The organism is Bradyrhizobium sp. UFLA05-125 (assembly GCF_059803515.1).
Genome location: NZ_JBANBJ010000062.1, coordinates 15,365 through 34,382, shown reverse-complemented (window position 1 = coordinate 34,382; position 19,018 = coordinate 15,365). Strand labels below are relative to the sequence as shown.

Annotated in this window: 20 protein-coding genes; 16 read left to right on the top strand and 4 right to left on the bottom strand. The window is 64.9% G+C overall.

Going from position 1 to position 19,018, the window contains the following annotated elements:
• The first annotated feature begins 65 nt into the window (after window positions 1–65).
• The 7 genes from SO156_RS34965 to SO156_RS34935 all read left to right on the top strand — a co-directional run bounded on the left by SO156_RS34965 (window position 66) and on the right by SO156_RS34935 (window position 7,853).
• Entirely contained in the window at window positions 66–725 is a 660-nt protein-coding gene (locus SO156_RS34965) for a TetR/AcrR family transcriptional regulator (RefSeq protein ID WP_498537940.1), read from the top strand.
• 139 nt (window positions 726–864) lie between these two features.
• Window positions 865–1,233, top strand: coding sequence for a MarR family winged helix-turn-helix transcriptional regulator (locus SO156_RS34960; protein WP_458149126.1), 369 nt, complete (start codon window positions 865–867; stop codon window positions 1,231–1,233).
• A gap of 13 nt (window positions 1,234–1,246) precedes the next feature.
• Window positions 1,247–2,017, top strand: a complete 771-nt coding sequence (locus SO156_RS34955; RefSeq protein ID WP_458149090.1) for an enoyl-CoA hydratase — start codon at window positions 1,247–1,249, stop codon at window positions 2,015–2,017.
• Between the two features lie 168 nt (window positions 2,018–2,185).
• Window positions 2,186–4,267, top strand: a complete 2,082-nt coding sequence (locus SO156_RS34950) for a methyl-accepting chemotaxis protein (protein ID WP_498537939.1) — start codon at window positions 2,186–2,188, stop codon at window positions 4,265–4,267.
• Window positions 4,268–4,409: 142 nt separating this feature from the next.
• Window positions 4,410–5,351: a dihydrodipicolinate synthase family protein gene (locus SO156_RS34945; RefSeq protein ID WP_498537938.1), complete on the top strand. Its 942-nt coding sequence runs from the start codon at window positions 4,410–4,412 to the stop codon at window positions 5,349–5,351.
• A 427-nt stretch (window positions 5,352–5,778) separates the two neighbouring features.
• Window positions 5,779–7,179, top strand: coding sequence for a selenium-binding protein SBP56-related protein (locus SO156_RS34940; protein WP_498537937.1), 1,401 nt, complete (start codon window positions 5,779–5,781; stop codon window positions 7,177–7,179).
• Window positions 7,180–7,262: 83 nt separating this feature from the next.
• The gene (locus SO156_RS34935) at window positions 7,263–7,853 is read left to right on the top strand and encodes a hypothetical protein (protein ID WP_458149127.1); all 591 of its coding nucleotides are present in this window, start codon (window positions 7,263–7,265) and stop codon (window positions 7,851–7,853) included.
• A 6-nt stretch (window positions 7,854–7,859) separates the two neighbouring features.
• Here SO156_RS34935 and SO156_RS34930 read toward each other — a convergent pair whose 3' ends face one another.
• Genes SO156_RS34930 through SO156_RS34920 form a run of 3 tightly spaced genes read right to left on the bottom strand, consistent with a single transcriptional unit; the run spans window position 7,860 to window position 10,436 of the window.
• On the bottom strand, window positions 7,860–8,558 hold the full coding sequence (locus tag SO156_RS34930) for a DUF1045 domain-containing protein (RefSeq protein ID WP_458149094.1): 699 nt from the start codon (window positions 8,556–8,558) through the stop codon (window positions 7,860–7,862).
• Between the two features lie 19 nt (window positions 8,559–8,577).
• A complete protein-coding gene (locus SO156_RS34925; protein WP_498537936.1) occupies window positions 8,578–9,771 on the bottom strand; it encodes an alpha-D-ribose 1-methylphosphonate 5-triphosphate diphosphatase in 1,194 nt (397 codons plus the stop codon).
• The gene (locus SO156_RS34920; RefSeq protein WP_458149096.1) at window positions 9,768–10,436 is read right to left on the bottom strand and encodes a transferase hexapeptide repeat family protein; all 669 of its coding nucleotides are present in this window, start codon (window positions 10,434–10,436) and stop codon (window positions 9,768–9,770) included. Before SO156_RS34920 ends, SO156_RS34925 begins: the two co-directional genes overlap by 4 nt.
• A 175-nt stretch (window positions 10,437–10,611) precedes the next feature.
• On the opposite strand from SO156_RS34920, the gene phnC reads away from it, so the two are divergent.
• From phnC to phnE (SO156_RS34900), 4 genes are all read left to right on the top strand, one after another.
• Window positions 10,612–11,421 (top strand): phosphonate ABC transporter ATP-binding protein, encoded by an 810-nt coding sequence (gene phnC / locus SO156_RS34915; protein WP_458149097.1) that lies wholly within the window; start codon window positions 10,612–10,614, stop codon window positions 11,419–11,421.
• 54 nt (window positions 11,422–11,475) lie between these two features.
• Window positions 11,476–12,405: a phosphonate ABC transporter substrate-binding protein gene (gene phnD, locus SO156_RS34910; protein ID WP_498537935.1), complete on the top strand. Its 930-nt coding sequence runs from the start codon at window positions 11,476–11,478 to the stop codon at window positions 12,403–12,405.
• Window positions 12,406–12,481: 76 nt separating this feature from the next.
• Window positions 12,482–13,366, top strand: a complete 885-nt coding sequence (phnE, locus tag SO156_RS34905) for a phosphonate ABC transporter, permease protein PhnE (protein ID WP_458149099.1) — start codon at window positions 12,482–12,484, stop codon at window positions 13,364–13,366.
• On the top strand, window positions 13,363–14,211 hold the full coding sequence (phnE, locus tag SO156_RS34900) for a phosphonate ABC transporter, permease protein PhnE (protein ID WP_498537934.1): 849 nt from the start codon (window positions 13,363–13,365) through the stop codon (window positions 14,209–14,211). The genes phnE (SO156_RS34905) and phnE (SO156_RS34900) overlap by 4 nt, the downstream gene beginning before the upstream one ends.
• A gap of 100 nt (window positions 14,212–14,311) precedes the next feature.
• On the opposite strand, the gene phnF is transcribed toward phnE (SO156_RS34900), so the two are convergent.
• Entirely contained in the window at window positions 14,312–15,040 is a 729-nt protein-coding gene (phnF, locus tag SO156_RS34895; RefSeq protein WP_458149101.1) for a phosphonate metabolism transcriptional regulator PhnF, read from the bottom strand.
• Between the two features lie 158 nt (window positions 15,041–15,198).
• On the opposite strand from phnF, the gene phnG reads away from it, so the two are divergent.
• Genes phnG through phnK form a run of 5 tightly spaced genes read left to right on the top strand, consistent with a single transcriptional unit; the run spans window position 15,199 to window position 19,012 of the window.
• Window positions 15,199–15,612: a phosphonate C-P lyase system protein PhnG gene (gene phnG / locus SO156_RS34890; protein WP_498537952.1), complete on the top strand. Its 414-nt coding sequence runs from the start codon at window positions 15,199–15,201 to the stop codon at window positions 15,610–15,612.
• Window positions 15,613–15,616: 4 nt separating this feature from the next.
• Entirely contained in the window at window positions 15,617–16,225 is a 609-nt protein-coding gene (gene phnH / locus SO156_RS34885; protein ID WP_458149102.1) for a phosphonate C-P lyase system protein PhnH, read from the top strand.
• A gap of 3 nt (window positions 16,226–16,228) precedes the next feature.
• Entirely contained in the window at window positions 16,229–17,332 is a 1,104-nt protein-coding gene (locus tag SO156_RS34880) for a carbon-phosphorus lyase complex subunit (RefSeq protein WP_498537933.1), read from the top strand.
• Window positions 17,329–18,225: an alpha-D-ribose 1-methylphosphonate 5-phosphate C-P-lyase PhnJ gene (locus tag SO156_RS34875; RefSeq protein ID WP_458149104.1), complete on the top strand. Its 897-nt coding sequence runs from the start codon at window positions 17,329–17,331 to the stop codon at window positions 18,223–18,225. The genes SO156_RS34880 and SO156_RS34875 overlap by 4 nt, the downstream gene beginning before the upstream one ends.
• Window positions 18,218–19,012: a phosphonate C-P lyase system protein PhnK gene (gene phnK, locus SO156_RS34870; RefSeq protein ID WP_498537932.1), complete on the top strand. Its 795-nt coding sequence runs from the start codon at window positions 18,218–18,220 to the stop codon at window positions 19,010–19,012. Before SO156_RS34875 ends, phnK begins: the two co-directional genes overlap by 8 nt.
• Window positions 19,013–19,018 lie beyond the last annotated feature (6 nt).

Sequence of the window (19,018 nt, the reverse complement as noted above, 5' to 3'; positions counted from 1 at the left end):
TGACGATTTCCAAAATAGGGCTAACTTGAAAACTGTCAATGGAATGACAGGCATCATGTAAAAACATGGCTCAGGAAAAATCCTCCAGCGAACTCCGCCCCCGTGGACGGCCGCCGCTGCGCGATGACAGTGAGACGCGTCAAATCATCTTCGACGCTGCACGGCACGCTATCGCCGAGAACGGCTATGCGGCGACCAGCACCGAGGAGCTGGCGCGCCGCGCCGGCATTTCCACCAAGACGCTCTATCGGCTGTTTCCGGCCAAGGCGGCGTTGTTCGAGGCCATGGTCGCCGATCGGCTCGACCGTCAACTCTCCGACGTGCAACTCAAGGGCATCGATCACGCCGATATTGCGGAGGCCCTATCCACCGCGTTGCTCGCTTGCGCCGACCTCGCGCTCGATCCGGAGGTTGTCTCTATGCAACGCATCGTGCTCCAGGAATCCGCGGCGTTTCCGGATCTCGCCGTCACCTTCTATCGCAATGGTATCGCGCGCACCGCGGCCGCTCTCTCGCGCTGGCTGCGCGTCCAGGTGAAGGCAGAGCGCCTCGTGCTTGACGATGTCGAGGAGGCCGCGGGCATGCTGATCGGTATGGCCGTCTCGGCTCCTCAGCGCGCCGCGATCTATGGCGGTGTGCCGCTGCCATCACGCAAGGAGATCGAGCGTCGCGTCCGCACCGCCGCAGCTATTTTTCTGGACGGCTGTCGCGCCACAACGGCGTGACGCCCGCGCCGCTTTACAAGCTGGCCTCATCGATCTATATATTTCGCATGCGAAATAAATTGGAGCGCGCGTGACGGCGGCACGGCACCATCGGCTGATCTACCTCCTGAACGTCGCGCAGCGCCGGCTGCAGCGATTCATGGCGGCGCATCCGGAGAGCGAGGTGACGCCATCCCAGGCGGGGCTTCTGTTCATCCTCGGCCGGCAGGACGGCGCCTTGATGGGCGAGGCGGGGGCCGCGCTCGATCTCGGGCCGGCGGGCATCTCCGGCCTCGTCGACCGGATGGCCGCGGCAAGGCTGGTCGAGCGGCGGGCCGACCGCGAGGATGGCCGCGCCTGGCGCGTCTGGCTCACGCCCAAGGGCCGTGCGGTCGAGGTGCGGGCGAAGACGGCAGCAGCAGAAATCAATGCCGCGCTGACGGAAGGGTTTTCCAGCGCCGAGATCGACATCGTCGCGCGCTGGTTGACGAGCATTCAGACCAAGTTTCCACGAGCAACAGACGAATGAGAGGAGCCGTTCCATGACCGAGCATGTCCGGACTGAAATGACCAATGGCGTGCTGACGCTGACGCTGACGCGCCCTGACAAGAAGAATGCGCTGACCGACGCCATGTACGGCAAGCTCGCCGACACCATCGAGGGCGCTGAGACCGATCCGTCGGTCCGCGTGATCTTGATCCGTGGCGAAGGTGACATGTTCACGGCCGGCAACGACGTCAGCGAATTCGCCGCAGTCGCCACCGGCAAATCCGAGGGCAGCCGCAACGTCGTCAGGTTCATCCAGTCGCTGGCGCGCTGCACGCGCCCGCTGGTTGCGGCCGTCCAGGGCCGCGCGGTCGGGGTCGGCACCACGATGCTTCTGCATTGCGATCTCGTCGTGCTTGCCGACAATGCGCTGTTGTCGACGCCGTTCGTCAGCCTCGCACTGGTGCCGGAGGCGGCCTCGAGCCTGTTGATGCCGTTGCGCATCGGTCACGTCCGCGCCTACGAGATGTTCGCGCTCGGCGAGGCCGTGCCGGCGAAGACCGCGCTCGAATGGGGCCTCGCCAACCGCGTCGTGGCGCTCGACAAGCTCGACGCCGAGGCCGCCGCGCTCGCCGAGCGCCTCGCGAAGCAACCTGCCGGCGCGCTGATCGCCACCAAGCGGCTGATGCGCAATGGTGAGGCGCTGGTCGCGCAGATGACGGCAGAAAGCGAGCAGTTCGCACAGCGCCTGCGCACTGCCGAGGCGGGCGAGGCGTTTTTGGCCTTTGCCGAGCGCCGCCCGCCGGATTTTACGAAGGTTACATGACCTCGGGTGAGGCCGGCGCAGCGCGCCGGCCTCCTCAGCCGTTCGATTCATTGTCCCATCAACCAGCCGTTGCGGCAGATTTGCCTTGCAGCCAGTTCGATTAAAGCCTTAACGGAACGTTGGCAGGTCGCGCGGCAGAGTGCCGCCGCACGAAACTGGGCGCTGGCAATGGCCATGATTAAGAAATCGGTAAGTACGCTTCTCCTGGTGGTGATGGCCCTGCTTGCCGTCGGCGCCCTGACCAGCACGGCGATCCAGATGGCGGGCGCGTTCGGTCGTTATCGGGACAGCCTCGAGACCGGGCGGCTCGCCGCCGCCGACAAGGCCATTTTTCAGGGCGTGCTGTCGCTGCGAACCAACCGCGGGGATGCGCAGAGCGCGCTGCTCGGCGAGGACGATCCGCGAAGCCGCCTGGCCGAGACCGAGAAGCTCGAGCAGGCCGGCTATGACACCATCATGACCGCTATCGGCACCGTCGAGTTCGCCCGTCGCGAGGAACTTGCAAGCACGCTGAAGCAACGCTGGAGCGAAGCCGCGCCGCAGTTCCGCCTGTTCTTCGACGAAGCCGCTCGTCCGCGCGCCGAGCGCAAGATCGATCGCACCAGTTCCTGGTACGAGGCCGTCAGCAAGACCATCGATACGGCGAACCTCGCCTCAACCGCCGTCGCGAACCGAGCCTGGATGAATGATCCCTTCATCGCCCGGATGATCCAGGTTCGCCGCCTCGCCTGGCAGGTGCGCGACCGCTATGGCATCCAGTGCTCGGCGCTGCGCCCCAACGTCAACAGCAGCAAGCCGCTGGATGAGAGCCAGAAGCTGAACGTGGCGCAATGGAACGGCGTCGTCGGCGCAGGCTGGACCGGGATCGAGGAGCTGCTCACCGCGCCTGATGTGACCGCAGATCTCGTCTCTGCGGCCAAGGAGGCGCGTGCGAAAACCGACTCGGTCGTGCAGCAGATTTCGCAGCTCACCAGGAATTTCGACGGCAGCGGGCGTGCTGCCGTTTCCGCGCAGGAGTGGAATGCGCTCTGCCAGTCGCCGTTCGGTCCGATCGTGGCCGTTGCCAACAAGGCGCTGGACCAGTCGATCGCGCGTGCAGAAGCCGTGCAGGAGACCGCGCTCGCCAAGCTCGTGGTGCAGTCGCTGGCCTTCCTGGCGGCACTGACCGTGACCCTGGCCGGCGTGTTCGTGGTGCGCAATCGCCTGGTGCGACCGGTGCAATCGCTGATGGGCGCGATCGCACGGATCAGCGCCCGGGACTACGCAACGTCGGTGCCGCAGTCGAAACATCCCGACGAGTTCGGCACCATGGCCTCAGCGCTCGAGAGCCTCCGCGAGAGCGCGGCGACGGCGGAACGGCTCGGTCAGGAGCGCGAGGCGCAACAGGCCCAGCAGCTCGCCCGCTCCGGCACGGTCGACGCGGCCTGCCGGCGCTTCGACGACGCCGTGCAGGCGGTGATTCATAGCGTTGCCGAATCGACACGGGAGCTCGACGCCACGGCGACGGGTGTGCGTTCGCTGGTGTCGGAGTCGAGCAACCAGACGGCTGCGGTGTCGTCCGCGGCCGAGCAGGCCACCAACAATCTCGAGACCATTGCGGCCGCGACCGAGGAGCTGTCGGCATCGGTCGGTGAGATCTCGGCGCAGGTGCAGGCCAGCGCGCGCGAGGCGCGCGAGGCGGTTGCGCAGGCCGAGCAGACCAATGCCACCGTCGAGATTCTGGACCAGACCGCCGCGCGCATCGGCGAGGTCGTGAAGATGATCAGCGCCATCGCAGGCCAAACCAATCTTCTGGCGCTGAACGCCACCATCGAGGCGGCGCGTGCCGGCGAGGCGGGCCGCGGCTTCGCCGTGGTCGCCGGCGAGGTCAAGAGCCTGGCGTCGCAGACGGCGACCGCGACGGAGGAGATCTCGCGCCAGGTCGCGGAAATCCAGTCCGCGACCGGACAGGCGGTGTCCGCGATCCGGTCGATTGGCGGGGCGATCGGCGGCATCGACGAGAAGATGACGGCGATCGCCGCGGCGGTCGAAGAGCAGCGCGCGGCGACCACCGAGATCTCGCGCAATTTCCAGCAGGCCGCCCTCGGCACCCGCGAGGTGACCGACACGATCGGCAGCGTCGCCGGCCTCAACCGCGAGACCGGCAATGCCGGCACCGTGTTGACGGAGTCGGTCAAGAAGATGTCCGCCGATGCCGATCGCCTCCGCGTGGCGGTCGAAGGCTTCCTCGGCGCCGTGCGTTCGGCGTAGCTCATCAGATCTGAAGTTCCCTGCCGCGATCGGCATTGCCGCAGGTGCGCGGCCGCGCTAAATGGTAGCGTTACCATGCTCGCGCGGCATCGCGGGCGGCCCGCCCGATAAGTCGCGGCAAGAGATCCAGGGAGTAGTTTCGATGTCGGCCACGCCCCAAACCAAAGTCCAGCGTCCGTACCGGGGCGTCTTTCCCGTCGCCCCCACGATCTTCAACGAGCGCGGGGAGCTCGACCTCGAAGGCCAGCGTCGCTGCATTGACTTCATGATCGATGCCGGCTCGAACGGCATCTGCATCCTCGCCAACTTCTCCGAGCAGTTCGTGCTGACCGACGCCGAGCGCGAGACCGTGATGCATGCCGTGCTGGAGCATGTCGCCGGCCGCGTCCCCGTCATCGTCACCACCACCCATTTCTCCTCGGCCGTGTGCGCGGCGCGCAGCAAGCAGGCGGAGGCGGCCGGCGCCGCCATGGTGATGGTGATGCCGCCCTATCATGGCGCGACTTTCCGGGTGCCCGAGAAAGGCATCGTCGAGTTCTTCAAGGTGCTGTCGGCGGCGATCGAGATTCCGATCATGATCCAGGACGCGCCGGTCGCCGGCACGCCGCTGTCGGTGGAGTTGCTGGCACGGCTGGCGCGGGAGTTTTCCAACATCCGCTATTTCAAGATCGAGGTGCCGTTTGCGGCGGCGAAGCTGCGCAGCCTGATCGAGACGGGCGGCAGCGCGATCGAAGGTCCATGGGACGGCGAGGAGGCGATCACGCTGATGGCCGACCTCGACGCCGGCGCCACCGGCGCGATGACCGGCGGCGGCTATCCCGACGGCATCCGCCAGATCGTCGATCCCTATTTTGCCGGCAAGCGCGAGGAGGCCAAGGCCGCCTATGAGCGCTGGCTGCCGCTGATCAACTACGAGAACCGCCAGTGCGGCCTGATCGCCTGCAAGGCGATGATGCAGGCCGGCGGCGTGATCAAGTCCGACGCCGTGCGCCATCCCCTGCAACCGCTGCACCCGGCCACGCGCTCAGGCCTGCTCGAACTGGCCAAGGAACGCGACGCGCTGGCGTTGCGCTGGGGTAAGTAGCGGAGTTCGCTCCCCAACGTTGTCCTGGCTTTCGCCGGAACGACGTTGAGTTTTTGGCGCCTACAAACTCCGCTCGTCGTCCCGGACAAGCGCAGCGAAGCGGAGCGCAGATCCGGGACCCATAACCACAGGCCTTAGTTGTTGCGAAGACTTGTGGACGAGCGCAAGCGCTCGCGCGGGGGTCCCCGCCTTCGCGGGGACGACGCCGAGTGTGGGTTCGCGATCGAGCCCGTCTCGCAACAGCTTCCACTCGGCCAAGCGTCGAATTGGCGCGCTTCGGCCGGTTTCGCGTGGCAGCGCGTTGCCGTAATCTTCCCGGGCCAACCAGGCCTGCGGAGCACCTTAAGGACATCGCCCGTCAGCACTTCATTATGCCGTTATCCCGAGCCAGGTTGGCGCAAGTCGACGCAAACAGGGAGGCAGTGCCATGACTATGCGGCCAGATCCGACCTTCCACGCATCGCCAAAACTCGCGATGGAAGCGCCGCCCGAAAATTTCGCCTATACATTGCTGCTCAGTCCGGATTTCTCAAAGCCCGACGCACTCGCGGTCATCGACGCCAAGCCGGGATCGTCGACCTACAGCCAGATCGTCCATACCGTGACGATGCCGAACAAGGGCGACGAGTTTCATCATTTCGGCTGGAATGCCTGCTCGTCAGCATTGTCTCCGCTTGCCGGGCACGCTTTCATCGAGCGGCGCTATCTCGTCATTCCCGGCCTGCGTTCATCGCGCATCTACATCATCGACACCAAGCCCGATCCGACCAAAGCGAAAATTCACAAGATCATCGAGCCGGAGGAAGTCTTCAAGAAAACCGGCTACTCGCGGCCCCACACCATCCACTGCGGGCCGGACGGCATTTACGTCAGCACGCTGGGCGGTGGCGGTAAGGATGGCACGAGCGGGCCGCCCGGCGTCTTCATCATGGATTGCGAGACGTTCGAGGTGCTCGGTCGCTGGGAGATCGATCGCGGTCCGCAAACGCTGCACTATGACTTCTGGTGGAATCTGCCGCGCGACTACATGGTGACGAGCGAGTGGGGGCTGCCGCCGCAATTCGAGAACGGCATCGTTCCCGAAGATCTGCTGTCGAACAAGTATGGCCACCGGCTCCATTTCTGGGATCTCCGGGCCCGGCGCAACGTCCAGACGATCGAGCTCGGTGCCAACCATCAGATGGCGCTGGAGGTGCGACCAGCGCACGATCCGGTTCGTGAATACGGCTTCGCTGGCGTGGTGGTCGACACCACCAATTTGGAAGGCTCGATCTGGACTTGGTGGCGCGAAGGCGGAAAATTCCACGCCGAAAAGACGGCAACGATCCCGCCGGAGCCGGCAGCCAAAGAAAAGCTTCCGCCGCTTTTGCAGGGCTTTGGTGCCGTCCCGCCACTGGTGACCGACATCGATCTGTCGATGGACGACCGGTTCCTCTATGTTTCCTGCTGGGGCACCGGCGAGATGCGCCAGTACGACGTCAGCGATCCCCGGAAACCCAAGCTCGCGGGCTCGGTGTACACCGGAGGCATCGTGCGCCGCGCGCCGCATCCGAACGGCAAGGCATATGCCGGTGGGCCGCAGATGGTCGAGATCAGCCGTGACGGCAAGCGCGTGTACTGGACCAACTCGCTCTACTCGACCTGGGACGATCAGTTCTATCCGGATGGCGTTCCCGGCGTCGAAGTGATGGCCAATGTCGGTCGCAACGGCGGACTCGAACTCGCCAGCGATTATTTCGTCAGCTTCCCGGAAGGCTATCGGGCCCACCAGATCAGGCTTGAGGGCGGCGACTGCTCGACGGACTCCTTTTGCTATCCGTCGGCCTAGATTGGGGAGAGGCGGGCCGGACCCTTGCCTGGCTCTGGCTCGCTCTCATTGCGAGCGGCACCTATCATGGCGTCAACCCGGGAATGGGGTGGCCGCTCGCGGTTTCGGCAGGACTCATGGAACGAAGTCCACGCGCGCTGTTTGGCGCGCTCGGGGCGCTGTCGGCCGGCCATCTGCTGGCGACGTTTTTGGTGCTCCTGCCGTTCGCGCTATTGCTGGCGCTGGCCGAGTGGCAGCGGCCGATCCAGCTCGGCGCGAGCCTCCTCGTGATCGGTTTCGGCATATTTCGTCTGGTTGATCGCCGTCATCCGCGGACGCTGGCGCGGATACCGCCAACGCAATTGGCGCTCTGGTCGTTCGCCGTCGCCATCGCCCACGGTGCCGCGTTGATGCTGGTGCCGATCTATCTCGGGCTATGCCAGGCCGCTGACCTCGACGCGGCCCATCAGGCGGCCGGCACCCTCGTCACGGCGAATCTTGCGATGGCGGTGCTGGTTTCGCTAACGCACGTCGTTGCGATGATCATCGTGGGTGGTTGCCTTGCGTGGCTGGTCTACCGCTATCTCGGTCTTAAGTTCGTGTCGCGAAGCTGGTTCAATCTGGATGCGGCTTGGGCCGCGAGCCTCGTCCTGGTCGGCGCCGTCGCTCTCGCGTTCAACCTCGCGAGCTGGTGATGAGCCTTAGCTGGCGAGCGGCCACTCGCCGATGATGTGAAAGCGTGCCGCGGCGTTTTCCTGGCGAAACAGCGCGATGCGGTCGATGGCAAGCGTTACAAGGCGCAGCTCCGCAAACCGCTTCCGCAGCATCTCGACGATCGGTGCACGCCGCTCTGCATCGAGCCGGCCCGTGAGCGTCATGTGGAAGCGGAATTCTTCCATCACGTAAGGGTAGCCCCAGCGATCGAGATAGTCGCGCTGCCGCTCGGGCAGCCCATCCGGGTTGCGCCTCGCGCGATCGTTCGCCGTCAGCGACGCGCGGAACGCATCGAAATCGCGCACGCAGTCGGCGGCAAGCTGGGTCAATTCGCTGACGGGCTCGGACGGGATCACCGCAATGAAGCCGCTGATGGAATCCACGATCGGACGAATCACGGGAATCGGCCGCGGCTTGCTGGCAAACGCTGCGCACGCCGCAACCAGCTCGGCCTCGGTCTTGCCGCCCGCCAGCGCCATCGGCGCCTTCAGCGTGCCGTGAAAACCGTATTTGCGGGGATCGGCCGTGACGTCGTGCCAATCGGCTGCAAGATGCAGCGCTTCGGCAGGGAAAGGCAATTCACGGCCGCTATGGGCATCATAGCCAAGCAGCTCGGCGCCGAAGCGCGACAGCATGCTGTCAGCATCGGCGGCATAGTAGATCGCGTAGCGGGGAAAATCGGTCATCGCCTCAGGTATAGCGGGTTCAGACGGTGGCGACAGCTTCACGCGGCGTCGCGATTGAGCCCAGCAGGCGCGTGCCATCGGTGAGGTAGACGAGCTTGCCAGCGGCGATCACCGCGACCACCCGCGGCCGCAGCGGCACGGTATCGTCGACCAGCAGGATGTCGGCGCGCTGTCCCTCCTTGATCATACCGCGATCGGAGAGGCCTGCGGCCTCTGCCGGGGCTTCCGAGATCAGCTTCCAGGCCTGCGCCAGTGGAAGCACGCCATCAGCGGCGAGCCGGAAGGCGGCGAGCAATTGCGCCGGATAGTAATAGTCGGAGGCCAGCACCGAGCAGAGCCCTTTGGCGATCATGTCGGACGCCTTGGTCCAGCCGGTATGGCTGCCGCCACGCACCACATTCGGCGCGCCATAGATGATGGCGTCGCCTGCGCTTGCTGCTTCCCGCGCGGTTTCCTCGTTGACTGGAAATTCGGCGATCGTGGCGCCCATGTCACGATACGCCTTGCGCATCGCCGGCGTTGCGTCGTCATGCGAGAGCATCCGCACCTCGGCCGCGCGCGCCGCGGCAGCAAGCCGCGCAGTCGTCGCCGGGACGTCCGCCGCGCGAGCGGCGATACGGCCGACCAGCTCTTCAAAAGCCGTGTCGGACAGTCCGGTCCGGTCAACCAAGCGGCCGCGCTTGTTCGGCTTTGCCAGATCGCGGATGGTCGCAGCCATGTGATCGTTGAAGGCGAACAGATCGATCCGTCCTTCGGCGAGCCATTGGCCGATCTCGTCCTCTGCATCGAGATTGTAGGTCTCGTGCCGTAGATGGAAGCGGGTGTCGGCAGCCAATTGCGGGCGTAGCCGCTCGATCGCCTCCAGCAGGCGCCGCGCATTGTCGCCAGAGCGCAGGCCCGGTTCCCACGACCATGTCGTGCCATGGAAGACGGTGGTGATGCCGTTGCTGACGACCTGCCGGTCGCTGTCGGCGAGCGCCACGTCGATCGGGAAGTCGACGCCCGGGCGCGGCATCATCTGCCGCTCGAAGGCATCGCCATGCAGGTCGACGATGCCCGGCAGGAGCAAAAGATTGCGGGCGTCGATCGCAAGCGGTACGCGACCGCGGCCGCGGTCGATCGCTGCGATGTCCTGTCCGGAAACGACGAGTGAGGTTTCGACGATCTCCGTGCCGATCAGGGCCCGGCCGCCTTCAAGGAATATTTCGGTCACGCGAGGACGCTTCGCTTGCTGGGAGAGGATTGGTTGGCAACGATCCGTGCTTCGTACTTTGCGAGGAAATCTTCAATCCCGAGCTTGCGGAAATCAGGCAAGGCCTCACGCAAGCTTTCGTGATCCCAGTCCCACCACGCGAGCCTTGCCAGGCGGCCGGCGATCTCGTCGGAGAACCGCCGCCGGACCGGGCGGGCCGGATTACCTGCGACGATCGTGTAGGCGGGCACGTCCTTGGTGACGATGGCACCTGCGGCTACCACGGCGCCGGTGCCGATATTGCGGCCCGGCAGCACGATCGCACCGTGGCCGATCCAGACGTCATGGCCGATGCGGACGTGATGCTGGCGCCGCCACTCGAAGAACTCGGCCTCGTCGCTCTCACCCGGAAAATAGGCACTCGCGCGATAGGTGAAATGCGCCTGGCTGGCGCGCTGCATCGGGTGATTGCCGGGATTGATGCGCGTCATCGCCGCGATCGAGCAGAATTTTCCGATTGTCGTGTAGGTGATCTGGGAATCGTTCACAACGTAGGAATAGTCGCCCATCGTCACCTCGTGCAGGATCGTGCGCGCGCCGACCTCGCAATAGGCGCCGAGCTTGATCTCGTGCAGCTTGGCGGTGGGATCGATGGTCGGTTGGACCGAAAGCGCTTTGGCGACCATGGTGCATCCGTCAAAAGGGGGGGAGGGATCTCGTCTTCGAGCGGCTTGATGACGATGTCATGACGCAGAGATGACGGGGGACGAGGTGCGTAGGATCGCCGCACCGCAGTGGCCCTGTCACACAAATGTAAAGTGGCGGCGTTAGCGGTGGCCCCAGCTAGTTGGGAGCCCCTGCATGCTGGTGCTTGAAGGTCTGACGTGCCGCTTCGGCACAAAAGCCGCGGTGGATGGTGCTTCGTTTGAGATCACCCCCGGCGGCTTTGTCGGCGTGATCGGCCGTTCCGGCGCTGGCAAGTCGACCTTGCTGCGGACCATCAATCGCCTGGTGACACCAACAGAGGGACGCATCCTGTTCGACGGCGTCGACGTCACCGCGCTGCGCGGCAAGGAGCTGCGGCAATGGCGCGCCCGCGCTGCGATGATCTTCCAGCAGTTCAATCTCGTCGGCCGTCTCGACGTGCTCACCAACGTGCTGATGGGACGCCTTGCCGCGATGCCGGCCTGGCGCTCGCTCACTCAGACCTGGCTGGAAGAGGACAAGGCGCTGGCGATGTCGGCGCTGGAGCAGTTCGACATGGCCTCGCTCGCGGCCCAGCGCACCGACCAGCTTTCCGGTGGCCAGCAGCAGCGCGTCGCGATCGCCCGCGCGCTGGTGCAGCAGCCCGATCTCATCCTAGCCGACGAGCCGATCGCCTCGCTCGACCCGCGCAACACCAAAATCGTGATGGATGCGCTGCTGCGCATCAACAAGCATTTCGGCATCACCGTGATCTGCAACCTGCATTCGCTCGATCTGGCGCGCAGCTACTGCGATCGCCTGATCGGCATGGCGGCGGGCCGCGTGGTGTTTGACGGCGCGCCGTCGGCGCTCACCGAGCACGTCGCGCGCGAGCTCTACGATCTCGAAGCCAGTGAAGTCATGGGCGGCACGCCGCTGCCCGCGCCCGAAGGTGTTCCGGCACTCGGCACCGCTGCCGCCGCCTGAGCGGCGACCCAAGTTTTTTTGTGTTCACCGCGTTCAACCGATCAAGAGGGTATCATGATCACTCGTCGCATCGTCCTTGCCGGCGCCGCCGCACTGGCTTTCTCCGCTTCCGCTTCCGCCGAGGATTGGAGGGCAAAATATCCGGAGATCACCTTTGCGGCGATCCCGGCCGAGAACGGCTCGGGCACTACCGAGCGCTACGCCCCCTTCATCAGCTATCTGTCCAAGGAACTCGGCATCAAGGTCACGCTGCGTGTTGCAAATGACTACGCTGCCCTCATCGAGGGCCAGCGCGCCGGCAATATCCATATCGGCTATTACGGTCCGGCGTCCTTTGCGCGCGCCCGCCTCACCGGCGTGAAGACCGATGCCTTCGTCATCGACGTCAATTCCGACGGCTCGAAGGGCTATTACTCCGTGTTCTACGTGCTGGCGAAGTCGCCGTACCAGAAGATCGAGGACCTCAAGGGCAAGAATCTCGGGCTTGTTGACCCGAATTCCACGTCCGGCAACAACATGCCCCGCTTCAAGCTGAACGCGATGGGCATCGATCCCGATGCCTACTTCTCCAAGGTGGTCTTCACCGGCAGCCACGAGAACGCCGTTCTCGCGCTCGCCCAGGGCACCGTCGACGTCGCCGCCAATTGGTGGAACGCCGATGACGACTCCAACCTGACCCGCATGCTCAACAAGGGCATGGTAAAGTCGGCCGACGGCACCGTGATGAAGAAGGAGGACTTCCGCATCATCGTGAAGTCCGACCTCATCATCAACGACCCCTATGCCTATCTCAGCGATCTGCCCGAGGACATGAAGTCCGCGATCAAGAAGGCCTTCCTGGAGGCGGCGCAGAAGGATCCCGAGGCATTCAAGAAGCTCTCCGACGGCAAGAACAAGCCTTGGGAGCCGATCGCCACCGACGACTACAACAAGACGATCGAGCTGATCAAATTCGTCGACAATCTGCGTAAGAAGGCGTCCTGATCGAACGGGACGACGCACCTGGAGCCGGGTCAATTGACCCGGCTCTTTTCTATGTCGAGCCTTGTCCGCTGACCCCATGACCATCGCGGTTTCGATCCTTCCCGAGCAGCAACTGACTGCGCTGAACGCGGCCTATCGCCACGCGGTGGCGCGCAAGCGCCTGCGGCTGTTCGCTGGCGCTACGCTGTTCATCGCCGCGCTGATCCTCGCCGCGATCGGGGCCGAGGTGAATTTGCGGACGCTCTTCACCTATTTCGGCAATTTCGTCAGCTATTTTGACCGTATCCTCACCCTCGACAGCGGCCAGCGTGTCTGGACCGATCCCGGCGAATGGCTGTGGGGCTGGTACAAATGGGGCAAGCTGCTCGGCGAGACGCTGCTGATCAGCTATGTCGGCACCCTGATCGGCGCGGTCTGCGCCTTCTGCCTGAATTTTTTCGCCGCTGAGAACACCTCGCCAGCGCCCTGGTTGCGCTTCACCGTGCGCCGCCTGCTCGAATTCGCCCGCACCGTGCCGGGTATCGTGTTTGCCCTTATCTTCGTCATGGCCTTCGGGCTCGGGCCGATGGCCGGCGTGCTGGCGATCGCCATTCACTCCACCGGCGCGCTCGGCAAGCTGTTTTCCGAGATCGTGGAGAATGCGGACATGAAGCCGGTCGAAGGCGTGCGCTCGACCGGCGCGAGCTGGCTGTCCTGCATGCGCTTTGCCGTGCTGCCGCAGGTTTCCGCCGGCTATGTCAGCTACGCGCTGCTGCGCTTCGAGATCAATGTCCGCGAATCCTCGGTGATGGGTTTCGTCGGTGCTGGCGGCATCGGCCAGGAGCTCGTGGTCGCGATCCGCAAGTTCTATTACTCCGACGTCAGCGCGATCCTGCTGATGATCGTGCTTACGATCTTCGTCATCGACATCACGACCGGCTGGCTGCGCGCGCGGCTGTTCGGCAAGGATGCACGGTCATGAAGCAGTTCGAGAAGCCCGACACCGCGGCGCTGCGGACAAAATATCCTGATGCCTTCGAGCGGCCGGCGGCCGCGCGTCTGGCGACGCCGGCCATGATCGTGGCGGCGCTCGCTGTCTTCATCTTTGGCCTGCACGATCTCGGCTTCGAGCCGGCAAAGTTCATCGCAGGCCTCAAGCAGCTCGGCTGGATCACCATGATGATGATCCCGCCCGATCCAGGAACGTCGCTGCCGCTTTATCTCAAGGCGCTCGGCGAGACGCTGTCGATCGCGCTGCTCGGCACAACCCTCGCCGCAACGCTGGCCCTGCCGGTCTCGCTGCTGGCGGCGCGCAACATCGTGCCGCCGAACATCATTCGCTTCCCGGTGCGGCGCTTCCTCGATTCGATCCGCGGCGTCGATACGCTGATCTGGGCGCTGGTCTGGATCAATGTCGTCGGGCTCGGCCCGTTCGCCGGCGTGCTAGCGATCATGGTCTCGGACTTCGGCGCGCTCGGTAAGCTGTTTTCGGAGGCAATCGAGGCGGCCGACCAGAAGCAGGTCGAGGGCATCAGGGCATCAGGCGGCAGTGCCTTGCATGAGATTCGCTTCGGCCTGATGCCGCAGGTGCTGCCGGTCATCGCCGGTCAGGTGCTGTACTTCATCGAATCGAACACGCGCTCGGCCAGCATCATCGGCATCGTGGGTGCCGGCGGCATCGGCCTCCAGCTCGCCGAGCAGATTCGCGTGCTGGAATGGCAGAAGGTGTCGTTCCTCGTGCTCATGATCCTGGTCGCCGTCGCCGCGATCGACTTCATCTCCGGCAAGCTGCGCTTCGCCATCATCGGCAGGCGAGCGGTGGCATAGAGCGCTTCTCTCGTAGGGTGGGCAAAGCAAAGCGTGCCCACCATTTCTGTCGAAGTCTTGGAAGGATGGTGGGCACGGCGCAAGTGCGCCTTTGCCCACCCTACGATTCGATCAAGAATTCCACCCGTTCTGCCGCGAACCGCGAGCGCTTCGTCACCAGCGGCTTGCCGTCCGGATCGACGTCGGTCGAATCGACCACCAGGATCGGACGCCCCAGCGCGAGATCGAGTCGCGCCGCATCGGTGGCATCGACGATGCCGGCTGTGATCCGGGTCGAACCGCGGCGGTAGTCGCGCACACCATAATGCGCGAGCAGTTTCGTCATCGAGCGCGTGGCGGCGAACACCGCTCCCGCATCAGGAAAGAGTTCGGCTGACAACCAGGACGTCGAGACGCAGATCGGCGACCGGTCCGCAAGGCGAACGGATTCGATCCGGACCAGCGGCGCGCCGGTCTTCACGCCGAGTTCCCGCGCAAGTTCCCGGCTCGCCACGTCCGCCAGCGCCTCGATCAGCTGTCCGCGCGGCTCGCGGCCGCCGGCGCCGACGATCTCCGAGAAGCGCGTGCGCGAGCGCAGCGGATAGGCGAGCTTCTGCGCCTCGACATAGGTGCCGCTGCCGCGCTCGGCGCGCACCAGGCCGCGCTCGGCAAGCGCCGCCAGCGCGCGCCGCACGGTGTGGCGGTTCACGCGATAGGTCTCGGCGATCTCCATCTCGCCCGGCAGCTTCTCGCCGGCCGCAAAGCGGCCGTCGGCGATGCCGCGCTCGATGCCGTCGGCAACCAGGCGCCACAGCGCGACGCCGGAAGAGGCAGTGTCCTGAAGGCTCATAACGGGGAACAGCCTATCTCGAAAATCATACGGTTGTCACGAAACAGTCATGGCGCTTCCTTATGAAGTTGTCTATTATCATAGACAACTTCAATTCGGCAAGCCTGGTGAGCGACGTGACCCCGCAAGACAGCCTCAAGACCCGGCGCAAGGCGGCGATGGCCGTGCTGGCGCACGCGGAACCCGGCGACATCGCCAACCGTCTCGGCACCATCGTGCTGCCGCGGCACGACGACCTGCGCGCGCCCGAGAACGGCCTCGTGATGCTGCGCGGCCGCGTTGGCGGCGACGGTGCGCCGTTCAACCTGGGCGAAGCCACCGTGTCGCGTGCGGCGGTGCAGCTTGCGAGCGGTGAGGTTGGTTTTGGCTATACGCTCGGCCGCGACGGTGAGAAGGCCAGGCTGATCGCGCTCTGCGACGCGCTCGTGCAGACGGAAGAATTCGGTGCCGTTGTCGAACGCGAGGTCATAGCGCCGCTGCGCGCGGACCTGCACGCGCGACAGGCGCAGCGTGCCGCACAGACAGCGGCAACGAAGGTTGATTTCTACACCATGGTGCGCGGTGAGGGGTGAGGCCATGACCACGATTGCGGAACTGCCGCCGGGTTTCGCCGACAAGGTGTTGTCGGCTCAATCGACCTTTCGCTCGGTCATGGACGCGATGGCGCGGCCGGGCTCGGTGCAGCGTATCGTGCCGTTGACGGGCACGCCCGGACCCATGATGCGGGGCACGGCGGCGATTGCACTGACGCTGTTCGACCACGACACGCCGCTCTGGCTCGATGCGCGGATGTCGGAGAGCTCTGACGTCTTGAAGTGGCTGAAATTCCACACCGGTGCGCCGGTGGTTCAGGATTCTTCGGTCGCGGGCTTTGCACTGATCGCCGATGGTGCCGCGCTTCCTTCGCTCGAGCGCTTTGCATTCGGCAGCAACGAATATCCGGATCGCTCGACCACCTTGATCCTGCAAGTGGAGAGCCTCGACGCAGGAGCCGCCTTCGAGCTCCGTGGCCCCGGCATCGACGGCGTGGCGATCGTTCAGGCGACGATCAGGCCGGCCGACCTGTTCGAGCGCCTGCGCATCAACGAGGCGCTGTTTCCGCGCGGCATCGACGTTGTGCTGGTCGCCGATGACGCCGTGGTTGCGATCCCGCGCACCACGCGGGTCGCGAATAAGGGAAGCTAAAGCATGTATGTCGCAGTCAAGGGTGGCGAACGTGCCATCGAGAACGCCCATCGCCTGCTGGCGCACGCGCGGCGTGGCGACCAGAACGTGCCGGAAATTTCGCTCGGCCAGATTTCCGAGCAGCTCGGCCTTGCCGTCGATCGCGTCATGAGCGAAGGCTCGCTCTATGACCGCGAGCTCGCCGCGCTCGCCATCAAGCAGGCGCGCGGCGACCTGATCGAGGCGATCTTCCTGGTCCGCGCCTTCCGCGCCACCTTGCCGCGCTTCGGCGCAAGCGAGCCGATCGATACCGGCGCGATGCGGGTGCAGCGGCGGGTGTCATCGACCTTCAAGGACATTCCGGGCGGGCAGATCCTCGGGCCGACATTCGATTACACCCATCGCCTGCTCGACCCGGGGCTTGCCGAAGGTTTCGTACCGGAGGAGCCGGCGACGGCCGAAGCCTCGCCCGCGGCCACGCCGCGCGTGACGGACATTCTGGGCCGCGACGGGCTGATCGAGCCGTCGCCGCAAGCAGAAGACGGCGTGCCCGTCGGCGATCTCACGCGCGAACCCCTCAACTTCCCCGCCGACCGCGATCTGCGGCTACAAAATCTCGCGCGCGGCGACGAAGGCTTTCTGCTGGCGATGGGTTACTCGACCCAGCGCGGCTACGGCCGTAATCATCCCTTCGCCGGCGAGATCCGTTTCGGCGAGGTCGAGGTCGAATTCTCAGCGGAGGATGTCGGCTTCGCCGTGCCGCTCGGCGCGATCGAGCTCACCGAGTGTCAGATGGTCAACCAGTTCAAGGGCTCGGCGACGGACGCGCCGTGCTTCACCCGCGGCTACGGCCTCGCTTTCGGCCAGAGCGAGCGCAAGACCATGTCGATGGCGCTGGTCGATCGCGCGCTTCGCTCGCGCGAGCTCGGCGAGGAAGTGTTTGCACCTGCGCAGGACGAGGAATTCGTGATGTCGCATTCCGACAACGTCCAGGCTACCGGCTTCGTCGAGCACCTGAAGCTGCCACACTATGTCGACTTCCAGTCCGAGCTTGGCCTGCTGCGCAAGCTGCGCCAGGAATTTGCCGAGGCCAACGAAGCCGAGCCGATGAAGGAGGCCGCGGAATGAACGCGCCGGCCTACAACTTCGCCTATCTCGACGAACAGACCAAGCGGATGATCCGCCGCGCGATCCTCAAAGCGATCGCGATTCCCGGCTATCAGGTGCCGTTCGCCAGCCGTGAAATGCCGATGCCCTATGGCTGGGGCACCGGCGGCGTGCAGGTCACGGCCGCGATTCTCGGGCCGGATGACGTGCTGAAGGTGATCGATCAGGGCTCTGACGACACCACCAACGCGATCTCGATCCGCAAATTCTTCGCCAAGACCGCCGGCGTCGCCACCACGACCGCGACGGACGAGGCGACCGTGATCCAGACCCGTCATCGCATCCCGGAGACCGCGCTGAAGCAAGACCAGGTGTTGGTCTATCAGGTGCCGATCCCCGAACCCCTGCGCTTCCTCGAGCCGCGCGAGACCGAGACGCGCCGCATGCATGCGCTCGCCGAATACGGCCTGATGCATGTCAAGCTCTATGAGGACATTGCGCGGTTCGGACATATCGCAACTGCCTACGCCTATCCGGTGAAGGTGAACGCGCGCTACGTGATGGACCCGTCGCCGACGCCGAAATTCGACAATCCCAAGATGGACAATTGCCCTGCGCTCCAGCTTTTCGGCGCCGGCCGGGAGAAGCGCATCTATGCGATCCCGCCCTACACCCAGGTGGTGTCGCTCGATTTCGAAGATCACCCCTTCGAACCCTACCGCTTCAACGCGCCCTGTGCGCTGTGCGGAGCCGAGAACTCGTATCTCGATGAGATCGTCACCGACGACAAGGGCGGGCGCATGTTCGTGTGCTCCGACACTGATTTCTGCGAGGAACGTCAGGCGGCCGGCCACCACGGCAGCCTGAGCGCCGCCCCGTACAAGGAGAAGGCGCAAGGGGAATCAAATGGCTGAGCCTATGCTTGACAACGATCAGCCGCTGCTGGTCGCGGAAGCCTTGAGCAAATCCTACGGCAGGATCGCCGCCTGCCGTGATGTCTCCTTCGCGCTCCATCCCGGCGAGGTGCTGGCGATCGTCGGCGAATCCGGCTCCGGCAAGTCGACGTTGCTCCAACTTTTGTCGGGCCAGCTTGCCGCAAGCAGCGGCCGTGTTTCCTATCGAATGCGCGATGGCGCAACCCGTGATCTCGCCACGCTCGGCGAGGCCGAGCGGCGGTTTCTGTTCCGCACCGATTGGGGCTATGTGCATCAGGATCCCGCGCAGGGCCTGCGCATGGCGGTTTCTGCCGGCGCCAATGTCGGTGAACGGCTGATGGCCGTGGGCTGGAATCACTATGGCCGCATCCGCGACACCGCTTCGAGCTGGCTGGAGCGCGTCGAGATCGACGTCGCGCGGATCGACGATGCGCCGCGCACCTATTCCGGCGGCATGCGCCAGCGCCTCCAGATCGCCCGGAACCTCGTTACCGAGCCGCGTCTCGTCTTCATGGACGAGCCGACCGGCGGCCTCGATGTCTCAGTGCAGGCCCGCCTGCTCGACCTCTTGCGCAACCTGGTTGCCGAATTGCATCTCGCCGTCATCATCGTCACCCACGATCTCGCGGTGGCGCGACTGCTGTCGCATCGCGTGATGGTGATGAAGGGCGGCCGCGTCATTGAGACCGGCTTGACCGACCAGGTGCTCGACGATCCGCGCGAGCCCTATACTCAGCTCCTCGTCTCCTCGATCCTACCGCCATGAGCCGCC